The sequence below is a fragment of the Paenibacillus shirakamiensis genome, from assembly GCF_017874255.1.
Lineage (GTDB): Bacteria > Bacillota > Bacilli > Paenibacillales > Paenibacillaceae > Fontibacillus > Fontibacillus shirakamiensis.
Genome location: NZ_JAGGLD010000001.1, coordinates 507,608 through 520,754, shown reverse-complemented (window position 1 = coordinate 520,754; position 13,147 = coordinate 507,608). Strand labels below are relative to the sequence as shown.

The 13,147-nt window shown below is 41.3% G+C and carries 14 protein-coding genes and 1 pseudogene; 5 read left to right on the top strand and 10 right to left on the bottom strand.

All coding sequences use genetic code 11. The annotated features are described in order from the left end of the window. Positions 1-12: 12 nt before the first annotated feature. Positions 13-1,431 (bottom strand): dihydrolipoyl dehydrogenase, encoded by a 1,419-nt coding sequence (lpdA, locus tag J2Z69_RS02395; protein WP_209858806.1) that lies wholly within the window; start codon positions 1,429-1,431, stop codon positions 13-15. 156 nt (positions 1,432-1,587) lie between these two features. Between lpdA and J2Z69_RS02390 the strand changes: the two genes are divergently transcribed. Further along, positions 1,588-1,881 (top strand): DUF2627 domain-containing protein, encoded by a 294-nt coding sequence (locus J2Z69_RS02390; RefSeq protein WP_209860443.1) that lies wholly within the window; start codon positions 1,588-1,590, stop codon positions 1,879-1,881. A gap of 148 nt (positions 1,882-2,029) precedes the next feature. Here J2Z69_RS02390 and J2Z69_RS02385 read toward each other — a convergent pair whose 3' ends face one another. The 5 genes from J2Z69_RS02385 to J2Z69_RS02365 all read right to left on the bottom strand — a co-directional run bounded on the left by J2Z69_RS02385 (position 2,030) and on the right by J2Z69_RS02365 (position 6,104). Continuing rightward, positions 2,030-2,248 (bottom strand): hypothetical protein, encoded by a 219-nt coding sequence (locus J2Z69_RS02385; protein ID WP_209858805.1) that lies wholly within the window; start codon positions 2,246-2,248, stop codon positions 2,030-2,032. Positions 2,249-2,269: 21 nt separating this feature from the next. Then, entirely contained in the window at positions 2,270-2,659 is a 390-nt protein-coding gene (locus tag J2Z69_RS02380) for a hypothetical protein (protein WP_209858804.1), read from the bottom strand. 270 nt (positions 2,660-2,929) lie between these two features. Continuing rightward, positions 2,930-3,472: a GNAT family N-acetyltransferase gene (locus J2Z69_RS02375; RefSeq protein ID WP_209858803.1), complete on the bottom strand. Its 543-nt coding sequence runs from the start codon at positions 3,470-3,472 to the stop codon at positions 2,930-2,932. Positions 3,473-3,513: 41 nt separating this feature from the next. After that, a complete protein-coding gene (locus tag J2Z69_RS02370) occupies positions 3,514-4,518 on the bottom strand; it encodes an LLM class flavin-dependent oxidoreductase (RefSeq protein WP_209858802.1) in 1,005 nt (334 codons plus the stop codon). 350 nt (positions 4,519-4,868) lie between these two features. Next, positions 4,869-6,104 carry a WG repeat-containing protein gene (locus J2Z69_RS02365; RefSeq protein ID WP_209858801.1) on the bottom strand — a complete coding sequence of 412 codons (1,236 nt, stop codon included), beginning with the start codon at positions 6,102-6,104 and terminating at the stop codon, positions 4,869-4,871. A 261-nt stretch (positions 6,105-6,365) separates the two neighbouring features. Between J2Z69_RS02365 and J2Z69_RS02360 the strand changes: the two genes are divergently transcribed. The 4 genes from J2Z69_RS02360 (at position 6,366) to J2Z69_RS02350 (ending at position 9,457) form a co-directional block, all read left to right on the top strand. After that, entirely contained in the window at positions 6,366-6,833 is a 468-nt protein-coding gene (locus tag J2Z69_RS02360) for a hypothetical protein (RefSeq protein ID WP_209858798.1), read from the top strand. A 423-nt stretch (positions 6,834-7,256) separates the two neighbouring features. Beyond that, entirely contained in the window at positions 7,257-7,952 is a 696-nt protein-coding gene (locus tag J2Z69_RS19090; RefSeq protein ID WP_245338922.1) for a tyrosine-type recombinase/integrase, read from the top strand. 129 nt (positions 7,953-8,081) lie between these two features. Further along, entirely contained in the window at positions 8,082-8,966 is an 885-nt protein-coding gene (locus J2Z69_RS19085; protein ID WP_245338921.1) for a hypothetical protein, read from the top strand. A 47-nt stretch (positions 8,967-9,013) separates the two neighbouring features. After that, positions 9,014-9,457, top strand: coding sequence for a hypothetical protein (locus tag J2Z69_RS02350; RefSeq protein WP_209858796.1), 444 nt, complete (start codon positions 9,014-9,016; stop codon positions 9,455-9,457). A gap of 511 nt (positions 9,458-9,968) precedes the next feature. Here J2Z69_RS02350 and J2Z69_RS19080 read toward each other — a convergent pair. The 4 genes and pseudogenes from J2Z69_RS19080 to spoIVB all read right to left on the bottom strand — a co-directional run bounded on the left by J2Z69_RS19080 (position 9,969) and on the right by spoIVB (position 13,104). Beyond that, a complete protein-coding gene (locus J2Z69_RS19080) occupies positions 9,969-10,169 on the bottom strand; it encodes a hypothetical protein (protein WP_245338920.1) in 201 nt (66 codons plus the stop codon). Between the two features lie 30 nt (positions 10,170-10,199). Further along, positions 10,200-10,406, bottom strand: a pseudogene (locus J2Z69_RS19445) (BRO-N domain-containing protein); the annotation flags it as partial. A 341-nt stretch (positions 10,407-10,747) separates the two neighbouring features. Beyond that, positions 10,748-11,569: a sporulation transcription factor Spo0A gene (gene spo0A / locus J2Z69_RS02340; RefSeq protein ID WP_209858792.1), complete on the bottom strand. Its 822-nt coding sequence runs from the start codon at positions 11,567-11,569 to the stop codon at positions 10,748-10,750. Positions 11,570-11,772: 203 nt separating this feature from the next. Beyond that, positions 11,773-13,104 carry a SpoIVB peptidase gene (spoIVB, locus tag J2Z69_RS02335; RefSeq protein WP_209858789.1) on the bottom strand — a complete coding sequence of 444 codons (1,332 nt, stop codon included), beginning with the start codon at positions 13,102-13,104 and terminating at the stop codon, positions 11,773-11,775. Positions 13,105-13,147 lie beyond the last annotated feature (43 nt).

The window sequence follows — 13,147 nt, the reverse complement described above, 5'->3', positions numbered from 1 at the left end:
ACCTTACGTCTATTAGAGACCAATGGCTCGTCCATCCATGGCTAGAGCGGCTTCTCCGATAATCTCTGCCAAGGTTGGATGAGCATGCACCGTACTTCCAATTTCCCAAGGGGTAGCATCCAGCACCTGAGCAAGCGTAGCTTCTCCTATTAATTCCGTTACATGGGCTCCGATCATGTGTACACCAAGAATATCTTGCGTGTTTGCATCTGCTATCAGCTTCACAAACCCTTCCTTTTCCCCTTGCACTAAAGCTTTGCCGATGGCTTGGAAAGGGAACTTACCGATCTTGAGTGTATGGCCCTTGGCACGAGCCTGCTTCTCTGTCATACCGACGGAAGCTACCTCGGGTCTAGTGTATACACAACGAGGAGTATGCAATGGATTGTAACCGTGGGAAGGTTCCCCGGAAAGGTGATGGACTGCTATGATACCTTCATGACTTGCAGCATGCGCAAGTTGCAAGCCCCCAATACAATCACCAATTGCATAGATATGAGGTTCAGTCGTCTGCATATGATCATTGACGCGGATGAACCCCTGCTGTAGACCAATATCCGTATTTTCAAGACCTAATCCTTCAACATTCGCTTGACGCCCAATGGAGAGTAGCAACTTTTCTGCTTGTAGTTCAATCGGTTGACCTTTCTGTTCAGCTCGGATCGCTACCCCCTCTCCTTTTACGAGAGAGTCCGCAATAATTGTAGTATCGGTCAAAATTTTAATGCCTCGTGCTGCAAAAATTTTGCGAAGCTCCTTCGCCACATCTTCGTCTTCAGCAGGCAGGATCTGAGATGCTGCCTCAACAAGGGTAACTTCTACCCCAAAATCATGCAGCATGGAAGCCCACTCTACGCCAATTACCCCGCCACCTACGATCAAAATAGAACGCGGAAGTTCCTCAAGTGTCAGTGCTTCATCGCTGCTGAGGATATAGGTCATGTCTGGCTCTAACCCAGATAAAATTCTAGGCCGTGAACCCGTCGCTATAATTAGATGATTTGGAACAATCGTCTCCATCTCACCATCCGCTAATTCAACAGCCACTGCCCCACTTTTAGGAGAAAAAATGGAAGGTCCAATCACTCGCCCATTGCCTTGGATGACACGAATCTTATGTTTGCGCATCAATCCTTGCAGACCTGAATAGAGCTTGTCCACAATCCCTTCTTTGCGCTGCTGCACTTTGGGAAAGATAAGTTCAACCCCGGTGGTAGCTATTCCATAGCTTTCACTATCTTTCATTTGAGCATACAATTCTGCACTACGAAGCAGGCTCTTGCTAGGGATACATCCCTTATGTAGACAGGTACCGCCTAACTTGTCTTTCTCTATAATCACGACATCTTTGCCTAATTGAGCTGCCCGAATGGCAGCGGCATACCCACCTGTTCCTCCGCCTAACACGGCTACATCACATGTAATTGTCATTTCAAACCTCCACTAACCATGATCATAAAACTCTATGGAACATATTGTACCTTGTTTTGGCGTGAATACAAATAGAGCAGCAAATAGACAGATGTTCGGCCTCTAGGTTATGATAGAGAATATGAATCTTATGGAAAAGAAGGTACACACATGAGTATGAAAACCCTTACGGCCCGTTTTATAGCTGTCTTAATTCTCGTAATTCCTGGTATTATTGCCATGATTGGCTTTATATTTATGAAGGACGCGATATTCTTCTATATGTCTGACCATGGCAATGACAATCTTACTCATGTGACGTTTGATTGGATGCGTTTTGTGGGAGGATTAGTTATGTTCGCTATAGGTATGTCTTTTTTGGGAGGGTGGATTTATTTCCGCGACCATAAGCGCAACTATACCGGTCCCAGATCAAAGAACAAACCATCCACCAAGCAGTTGGATGTCTAGATTTGTTGCTAATGTTTGTTCGGCTTATTCATTTAATTAACAAAGAATAGTCTTTGTCCTGCTCTTTATACAGTTAATGTTAATATTACTTATATAAAATACCCCCAGAAGCTACAAGCCTCTGGGGGTATTCGCATAGATTATTCAGCTATTCGTACAATGCATTTTTGAGCTTACTTGACATTTTAGGTTCACGCGATGCCTGAAGAAGTAAGGCTTTTCTTAGTCGCTGATTTTCTCCTTTGAGCTGATCAATCTGAGCGTAGAGTTCTATAATCTGGTTTCTCAGTTCTGGCACCATAGGCTGAAAGTTAATCCAGTGCTCAGAAGGATCAGTCTGCTTGCTATCAACAGAATCTTGATTCATGATATGCGGCTCCTTAACTGCTTAGGTTTGATTACGCTTATATATAAGATCCAATAATTTTATAATTTCTCCAATTCCATAGAAAAAAGCCCCAATCATTGCTCCTAATACCCACCATTCTACCGCAATGATTTTGTCAAATCCTTCACTTACGCTATCTTTTCCTGTTATTATTCCTGCTATTAAACCTCCAACAATAAACAAGATACCGAAGATTTTGAGAGCGAACCCGATCCAGTTCCTGTTCGCAGCGTTTCTACGTGGAGAAATTATAGTTACGCCCTTAAAACCCTGCTGACGTAACTGTTCTGCTTCGGCCTCAGCCGCGACCATCGTGTCAAAACTCATTATTTTAGTAGTTTGTTGATCATTATGATCTTCATAATTCACTAAAAACGCCATACCTTCCATACTCCCTTCTACCTAACCCAACATCATATTACGGAAACTACATACTTAAACGCACATAAACTCAAAAAAGTTACATGCTCGCTAGGTATTACGTGATCCGTTTTCCTTTAAAGATCATACTCCAAAATCTCGAGAAAGCATAATTTCTTATGGTCTTAGGTTTATCTTATTCTCCAGATCCAAAGCTCATTCTAAATGGATAAAATCAAAAAAAGCCGCCCGCATAGAGCGAAGCGACTAGATGCTTATGACAAGAATATTACAGAGGTATCAGGAAGTAACCCAGGCCTGTTCACGATTCAAATCTAATCGATAACATTTTACAAGCACTTCACCATTTTGCATTTCTTTATCCGTGACCCGTTCAAACCCAAGGTACTCATATAGTCTTATCGCCGGTGCCATAAGATCAGACGTATGCAAATGAATGGACTCCGCTCCCGTTAGAAGGGCTCTTCTTGCCGTCTCCTGAATCAATTGCGTTGCAATGCCTTTACCCCTAGCCCTTGGGGATGTAGCCAGTAACCTTATGATTGGTGAGTGGATATTAAGATCCGGATTGCCATATGCCACATCGGAGGAATCGAATACCAGTAAACTTCCCACAATATCACCATTCAACTCGGCGATAATTCTAGCGGTAGGCCCTTCTTTATATACGGAATCTCTTATTGAATCGATATATTGCTTCCATCGCTCTGCTTCCATCCCATGCTCATACTGGCTGTAGGATTCTACCACCAATGCCTCTATACGTGGCTGGTCACGCTCCTCTGCATCACGAATGATGAGCACATCTATTGCTTCTGTCATTTTGAAATCTTCTCCTTCCAGTATGAGTTCCAGCATACACCTCAAACGGGTTGTTCTGCAAAAGCCTCCTGAATAAGCTCATAGGAGCGCCATTTAGCTGAGAAACTTCGAACGGGGGCAGTTATTATGAATTCGTCCACGTTATACTGCTGTTGCAAACTAAGAAGTTGCTTGCGTATGGTCTCCTTCGACCCCCGAATGAATAAGGCTTCTTTGGCCTCAATCGTATAGCTTTGACCTGATTGCTGACCGAATTCTTCAGCAGATTCAATTGTGGTTAGATTTACAGACTTACCATCCCCAAGAAATACTTTAACATTCAGAAACTTCTCGACCAAATGCTCAGCTTCGTCATCCGTTTCTGCTGCAACTAAGGACAAAGCTAATATTACTCTCGGCTCCTGTCCTTTAGTTCGATTAAATTGCTCTCGATACCGCTCTATAGCTTGTGCAGCAATGAGAGGATCACTGTTAATAAAATGGGCAAATACATAAGGTAGTCCCTGTTCTGCGGCTAACTCTGCACTCCCGCTACTTGTACCTAGCAAATAAAGTTCAGCAGATACAGCTGGAACAGGGGTAGCGTGCAGCTCTTCTGCACCTTGAAGAGGACTTTGTACATATTTCTGCAATTCAGTTAATTTTTCTTCCAGAGGAACTTGCTTAGCAACTCCCTTTTGTAATGCCTGTGTGGACTTCGGAAATCCCCCTGGCGCGCGTCCAATGCCAAGATCTACACGTCCTGGAGCAAGCGATGATAACAAGTTGAAGTTCTCTGCTACCTTATATGGGCTATAATGTTGAAGCATAATACCACCGGAGCCAATTCTTATTTTAGAAGTCTGCGCCAGTAAAAAGGATATCAGCACTTCTGGAGATGAACCAGCCAACTGCTTCGTATTATGATGTTCTGACACCCAGAATCTCTTATATCCCCACTGTTCCGCCTGACGTGCCAATTGAATCGTATGGATCAAAGCTTCCTCTGGTGTCTCTCCAGCATACACAGGACTTTGGTCCAAAATACTAAGCTGTATCTTTTCCATTAAGACTCACCTGCTTCCAAGTCTAATAATCGATATGATCTCTTAATACTAAAATATTTTATTTAGATCATGATCTCTTAAATTCAATATCTTTTAAACCGATAAAACTTACCTATTAAATAGGATTTATAATTTTACTTTATCATTTTCCTGATCTGCTTAGTTATAAATGCCCTCTATGTAGTTATAGAAAGGTTCTATTGCTGAATGCAACTGATACAAAGAAATCAGAAAAGCCAAATCATTATACATAAAAATAACTCATTTATGCTGCGCAAAAAGAGTCTTACTTGAACAGGCGAATGTGCCATATCATGCAGGACTCTTTTTTGATGCAACCGAAGTTCATTTTATTTAGTTGGTTTCCATATATATTTACCTAACTTGTTAATATAACCATATTTTGTGTACATAGGATTCAAACCATCCGGATCATCGCTAATTATTACACTTGCTATTCCGTTACGGAATGAATCTGCAAAATTATATTGCGGCTTAATAACTATAGTTCCTTTGGCGTCGATATAACCCTCTATATTGTTTCCTTCCGCATTTTCTAAGGTTACCGAGGCTAGTCCTTCAGAAAAAGGTGATACATTTTTATACTTCGCAGGAATGATGTATTTTCCTTTTTTATCAATAAAGCCCCACCTTTCTTCACCATTCACCTCTTCCATCACTGGAGCTAGACCTTCAGAAAAAGATGATACATCTTTATACTTCGTGGGAATGATATACTTCCCATTCTTATCGATAAAGCCCCATAATTCTTCACCATTCATCACGTTCATCACTGGAGCTAGACCTTCTTGAAAGGAATAAGCCTTATCATATTGAGATTGAATAACATAATGGCCAACGGTGTCAATATACCCCCATTTACCTTCCTCGTCTTCGACCGCGGCAATACCATGTTTGAATGGTTCAGCATTAGTAAATTGTGACTTAATAGCAAGAGCACCCTCTTTATTCAAATAACCATATTGATCTCCTACTTTTACCGGGGACAAACCTTCATCGAAAACCAGATTATTCACAGACAAAGAGTATTCATACTGAGGCTCAACAATAATTTTACCTGTATTATCCATGATTCCTACTTTTGCTTTCCCTTTTTTACCAAGTAACATTTCTTTATAATTGCTTATAATTACAGCTCTTCCATTAGTGAAACCTTCCGAAACGTAGGGCCCCATAGAAAAGGGCTCTTTTCCATATTTATCTATGTACTTTGTCTTCACTATGCCATCAGAATACATAAGCACCGCTGCCATGCCTTCGTTAAAATCGTCTACTTTCTCATATGTATAAGGGATGACTAGTTTTCCTTGTTCATCAATAAAGCCCACTTTTAATTGCTTATCCACTAGCTTACCGACCAATGCACGATTTTCCTTGAAGTCTCTGGCATAATCAAACTGAGGTTTAATTCTCACCTTGCCACTTGAATCTATGAAACCATATTTGCCATTTTGCTTGATGACGAACAAGGCACCTGTATTTAAAGGTACCGCTGAGGCTTTTATCCAAGTAAAGCAGCATATGAAAACGATAGTCAAAAATAATATGGATAATTTTTTTCTCATCCCAAAAAAACTCCTCTTATTTAATCAATTTTCTATCTTTCTTGTATCTAACTTCAACCACATCATACTTCACGTAATTCTCTTTCCCCCTCACCTAGCATCCTCCTAAAATTTGTATGCTATTTAGAGTAATTCGACTTCTCTAATCTGATTCCTTCTTGGCCTAGGAACAATGACCTAATTTCATTTTCATGTATAAACTAGAGCGCTTAACATAAGCTCCCATTAGGGGGAATTATCCAATCTGAAGGAGTGTGAAGCATGAAAAAAAGATTAGCTGCTTCTCTTGTACTACTGTTTGCTATTTTCTTATTAGGGGGGAATTTAAGTAGCTCTGCGGCACCCACTACCTATGTTCATGGTATTTTCTCACAGAAGCCTTTGTATGTATTGGATGGAACGACCGGCAACTGGTTAACCTCGACCAGTGGTAACGCCATAGCAAGTTGGACTGAAGTCCCTCTAGCCTCAGGCAATCAGGCGTTCTTCAACGCCATCGCGGAAGTAGGAAGCGATCGTTTTGAGTTCCGTCTAGTCAGTCTGGGATCGACTACCGTGGATCAAATTTATGGCAAGTATGATATTTATAAAAATAATGTGAAGGTCGCTTCCGCCATTCCTGGCACCGTGTATGGGCTTAACCAACCCGTCGGCAATTATTTCAAGTTTTATAATAGTACGAACACATGGCATGTATCCGGATATATCACAAGTCGTCTTGATTACTAATCATTTATAAATTAAATAAAGAAGTCTCGTCTCCCCCTCGAACTTCTTCTCAACATTGTTAAAACAGGATTAGGTCAAAGTAGGTTATACAGTTAATAGTTGATCTGGATAATCTAACATATGAAGATAAACGAGTATAAAAAAACGCAAATCCTCGGCGATTCTGAGGGCTTTGCGTTTTTTTGTTAACTATATGGAATTACTCTGAGCAAATGGAATCGTCTAGCTTACCTTATGCTCAATCCGCAGCTTGTCGGCCACCATCGCGATGAACTCGCTGTTGATCCCGGATTGGTTGGTAACGGTCGAAATCGCACAACGATGCGGAAAATTAGACGTGAACAATTCGTTATTGCAACAAACTTTGCGCACCTTTATCGGAACGTTTAGCGAAACTTTATCGCTAAAGGAGGCGCGGATAAATTGCCGCCAAAACAACCGAAATTCGCATTTGTTTCAAAAGGAAACCGCCCCGTTAAAATTGATTTAGAAAAGCAAATTACGCACTTCATTGATTCTAAGCGTATTGAGAAACGCTCACCAAAAACCATAAGTGCTTACTTTCAAGTTCTCGAACAATTTCGAAAGTGGTTCGTTGATACAGGTGAGAAAGAAATTTCATCAGAGATATTACGTAAATACATCGGATATCTCACGTCTGAAAAGATACGGTGGGACGACTACCCTACTAGTCCAAATGGTGGGTGTGGGCTATCTGCCAGAACAGTCAATAACGTAATACGAAACATGCGTATTTTTTTAAACTATTTAATGAAGGAACGCATCATTTCTCACTCACCCATGAACGCGGTAAATTATCAAATACAGAACAAGGAAACTTTCGAAATATTCACGGATGAAGAAGTGACAAAATTGTTAGGTTCGCCGAATCTACGCGTATATACTGGCCGGCGCGATTTTTGTATGATGCTAGTCCTAATTGATGGCGGGCTACGGATTAAGGAGATGACGAGTCTCCTCGTGTCCGACATAGATTTTAAACTCCGTCAGGTAACTATCCGCGCTGAGATCGCCAAGACGAGGACTACCCGAATCGTCCCGCTTTCCCAGCGCACTATTAAAGAAATAGAAAAACTGATCTCTTACATGGACTTATAGTAAAACGACTTTCTTTGGTTAACACAATTTGGAGAACGATATTACGGAGATACATTTGCGAAAATGCTTAAGCTATATGCAAAAAGAGTTGGTGTCGTGGGATCCCGAGTATCCCCATTAATGTTTTGTATGGTATTTCCAGGTTTGACGTCTGCTAAAGAAACTAGTGTGCTGTCATCCAGGGAAGAACAAGAACAATATGTTATCAAGACTTATGAAATATCCAAAGAATTTGCTCATGATCTGACAGATAAGGATTTAAAAAAGTTTTCCTCTCAACGCCCAGTTGTTAGCACGAACAAGGAAGAATATTTTAGAATAGAGTATGAACAAGAAAATTCGAGTAATGGAAAAATGTTGAAAACCTTGGAAGAGGAGAGTAAGCCGGTTATTACTAAAATTACGAAAGAACAAGCTTTGGCCGAAGTTGAACTAGCCAAAAAAAATGAAGAATTAATTAGTCCTTTTGCAATTTCGGATTCTGATGTAAAAGTTACTGACTGGTTACGGTTAGAAACAAATATGACCTATTATACAAATAATGGTACAATCTCTAATTATGCAACTTGGCTTAAAGAAGCCAGCAATAAAAAATTGGATATATTAGCTTTAGGCGTAAACCAAGATGTGGGCATTAAAAAAGGGACCGTTAGTTTTTCTCATAAAGCTGAATTTTGGGATGGAACATATTCAAAATGGGACCCCTATACAGACAATTCAGCAGACATAGTGTATGATATTGGACGAGTAGCTGCTTCATTTAATATTTTCGATTCTTTTCGCCAAAAACAAAATGAGCGTGCTTATATAAGTGTTACAGTTCTTCCCAGACAAGGTGATAATTGGAATGTCGGCGCTCTTTATGATACTAAAGGGTACTATCGTCACCAACAAACACAGATAACGTTTACTCCAGGTGTTACTCTACCTTTAGGTGGGAGTTTAGGAGTGTCCTTTAGTGACAGGTTTATTGACGTTAATACATTCTGTCAATTTACTTATAAAGTTCAATAAAGCTAAGGTCCCTGTGACCTTTTGCTTTATAATTGAGGTGGTTATCTATGGTTAAAAGCTATAAATATATTATATTAGGCTTGCTTATCATTGCGATTGTATCTTTAATTATGGCTTTCCAAAATCAACATAAGGCAAAAAATTTGCAATTAAAGATTGATGACAGTTTGACGTCAAGTATTAGTGAATTAGACCATAAATTATCGAAAGTAGATATCAACACCTTCCCATCAAGCATAAACGTTATAATACAAGCTGCTTCTCATATGAGGGCGCTGGCTCCATTAAGTAGCTTTGAAAACTCGCAGGCAGGGATTTCGTCAGTAGCAAATTTACTTGAATCAGCTCTACTTAATATTGATAATTCAACTTATAAAATGACCGAAGACCAGCTAAACAAGCTGAAAATTCAAATTAAGGAGCTATCTAAAGATCCAGGTAATGTAGATATAACTAATCAATTAATTAATACAATAGGAACTATCAATTAAATAGAGCCCCGCTGGCTATGTGCTAGCAGGGCCTTTTTAAATTGATCCATTGAATATCTCTTCTGATCCGCCGACGCTTTAGCGGCCGATTAACAGGCTCCCGGCACAAAAGGCAAAATTCTTGCCCAGCATACTCCGCTGTGTATCGGTCCCTTATATCGAGTTGGCTGGCCGCATCAAGAAGCGCAACCTCCTCCGCCTGCTCAACGATCCCCTCGTCTATAGCGCCCATTCCTTCCGCCCACCTACGCCCAAATCCGATGCATTGCATAAACGGCTAGCTCATCCTGCGTAATACCGGATCCGTCGCCGTATCCCGTTTATATTGCGCCGACCTTTGTGCGTTCTTATCAACGCAATAATTCTCGTACCTCGTCCGCTTCCTACGCGTCAGCTCGCGATAATTCTTACCGTCTGAACCGTGCGACTTGGCTGCACTTGCGGACGCTTCCCGATCCCTACGTAAATCAAGTTGGCGCTCGGACATAAACGGGTATTCCGCGTGAGCGGTCTAGTACGGATTCGGGTCCGTTATCTCATCGTACAGTACGACGTCAGTCAAGCGGTCCATTAACGCAGAATCTGCGGTTATTGATGCTGGACGCTGACTCTTCGCTTCTGCGGCGAGGCGTGCGCAGCGTTCTTCCGTTAATCTTGTCACCGTCTTGAGTAGGAGATCTGGATCGTCCAATAGGGTATCAGTTGCGTACATGCCGTTTCGCCGGATTGACGGGATTACTTCGTGCGTGATCCAACGTTTAAAGGCGCGCGCCTCGGGCTTGCGAGAAGTTAGTATAAGCGAGTAGAGTCCGAATTCGTTCACCGTGACTACTTGCAGAGTTTGACCTGATACAAAGAGTGCTTGTACCAGCTTTTCGTCATCATCAAGACGTCGGACCGCCATGTTAACGTCTGAATGCTCCAAAATAGCGCAGACATCCTTTGCGATAAACCACGGTTCTCATTCGATCATCACCGCCCTTACCTCTGAGGGTCCGTACGTAAATACTTTCGCTAATCGGTTCATTCCTATCCTCCGCACACTTTCTACGCAAAAAAGAATAACGCCCAATCCCGAAGGACTGAGCGTTAGCATTGCTAAATTAATATAAATGAGGTACCATTCACGTAGCTAAACGGTCCAATAAGTTTGCGAAAAGGAACTTAACTATTGCGAAAAGTTTAAGGGTATCGAGCGCTAAAGTTTATCGGAATCTCCGTGCAACGAGCGGACAAATTAACGTGAACATACGTTTTGCCACACACGATAAACACACGACACGCCTACGTCTAGCTTACCTTATGCTCAATCCGCAGCTTGTCGGCCACCATTGCGATGAACTCGCTGTTAGTTGGCTTAGACTTGCTTATGTTAATCGTGTAGCCGAACAGATGCGAGATGCTGTCGATGTTACCACGTGTCCACGCAACCTCGATAGCATGGCGGATGGCGCGTTCAACGCGGGAAGGCGTTGTTTTAAATTTTTCTGCAATGGCAGGATATAGAGTTTTTGTAATAGCTCCTAAAATTTCGATATTATTATACACCATCGTAATGGCTTCCCTTAAGTACTGATATCCTTTAATATGCGCAGGAACACCGATTTCATGTATGATTGAAGTAATATTAGCATCCAAATTTTTTCCTTTGCCCAGTGGCACTACATTGTTAGATCTGAATACAGCGGATGAGGAAGAAACAATCTGCCCCACAGATGAATGTGAAGTTGGAGCGCCAACGAGTTGACGAATACGGTTCGCAAGCACTTCCATATCAAAAGGCTTGAGTATGTAATACGAAGCCCCAAGCTGAACTGCACGCTGTGTAATGTTTTCTTGTCCGAAAGCCGTTAACATAATAATCTTCGGTTGAGGATTTAGATTGAGCTCCCGCAAGCGTTCTAACACACCTAATCCATCTAAATGCGGCATAATGATATCTAGAATCAGTACATCCGGTAAATCATTGGATCCTTCCAGCATCTGAATAGCTTCCTCACCATTATAAGCAATGCCTGATACGATCATATCATCTTGCCCAGAAATGTATTCCGCCAATAAATTTGTAAATTCCCGATTATCATCCGCCAACAGTACTTCAATCTTTTGCAATGTGTGTATCCTCCTTCAGATTGTTTGATTAGTTTGTCGTAAGGCTCTTTTTGTCCTAATATATGGTTTCGACATCAATAAATGAATACCTTCTGTCGAATATTATTTTTCTTTATTTTTTTTCTGGGTTGATTTATAATTAATTATTTAATTGCAATAAGCGCTACTATTATATGTAATTCGACAAAAAAACCTTAAGGCGACTAGCTCGCCTTAAGGTTTCTTGTTCCCGACTTTAACAAAACCCCTGCATCTTGTAACATCCATTCAATGAAACAACCATACCCCGATTTAGGATCATTCACGAAAACATGTGTCACTGCACCAATTAACTTGCCATTCTGTATGATAGGGCTTCCGCTCATCCCTTGTACAATACCACCTGTTTTGGACACCAATCTGGGATCTGTAATTCGAATAACCATCCCTTTAGTTTCTGGTGCATCTTGTGTAGTAACATGAACAATTTCTATCGAGTATTTCTCCACTTTCTGTCCACTAACTACCGTTAAAATCTCTGCGGGTCCTTCCTTCACTTCTTCTGCAAAAGCGACAGGAATAGGATCTCCATATACACTATGGTCTGGATTCAACGGCATTTTACCAAAAATTCCAAACTGGGTATTTTGCTCAATGTTACCTAAGATTTTGCCTTCTTTAATAAAATGAGCACGTTTCTCGCCGGGCTCCCCATTTTCGCTCTTTGAAATGGAGGTTACACTGGATTCCACAATTTGACCGCTACCTACAACAATTGGAGTCTGAGTGTTCATATCTGTAATAACATGACCTAAAGCTCCATACACACCTTGTTGTGGTGCAAAAAAGGTAAGCGTCCCGACGCCTGCTGCCGAGTCTCTAATATACAGACCCAATCTCCAAATCTTATCCTGTTCATCAAATACAGGGGATAATCTCGTAGTAAAACTTCGTTCTCCGCGCTTGTAAGTTACGTCTAAGGCCTGCTTATTTTTCCCCGCCTGTTCTACAAGGGATGCAACATCTTTAACGTCTTTGAGTTCAGTCCCATTTAAATGCGTAATACGATCCCCTAACTCTAAACCTGCCTTTTCACCAGGAGAGATCTTGGTATTCGCTCTAGTATTGACCAGATGATGTCCCACCACCAAAATACCAGATGATTTCAACTTTACACCAATCGTCTGTCCCCCGGGAATAACTTTCAAGTCAGGCATCACATTAACTTTTACTGTTTTAAAAGGAATTTGACCGAATAATTTCATATGAAGATGTGCTTCACCGATCCCATGGGATTGCAACATAACTGGATGATGAGAAGATACAGGTACTGTAGTTGCGCTTGTTCCATCAAACTGTACAATATCGGGGCGATCTATACTGATTTGAGTCTGAACCGGGAGTGCTACATGAAGTTGCTTAATTTCACCTGCAAATAATCGAAGTTCATTAGGAAAGAAGGAGTGGTTAAGCCCTCCTGCCGCTGCTGTGCCCAAAAAGCAAAAGAAAAAGGCAAGAAAAAGGCCAAGCAGGCGCTTCCTGAGGTTCGGATTCAATGGCTGTCACGCTCCCTTTAGCTTCTTTCGCTTGACGAAAAGG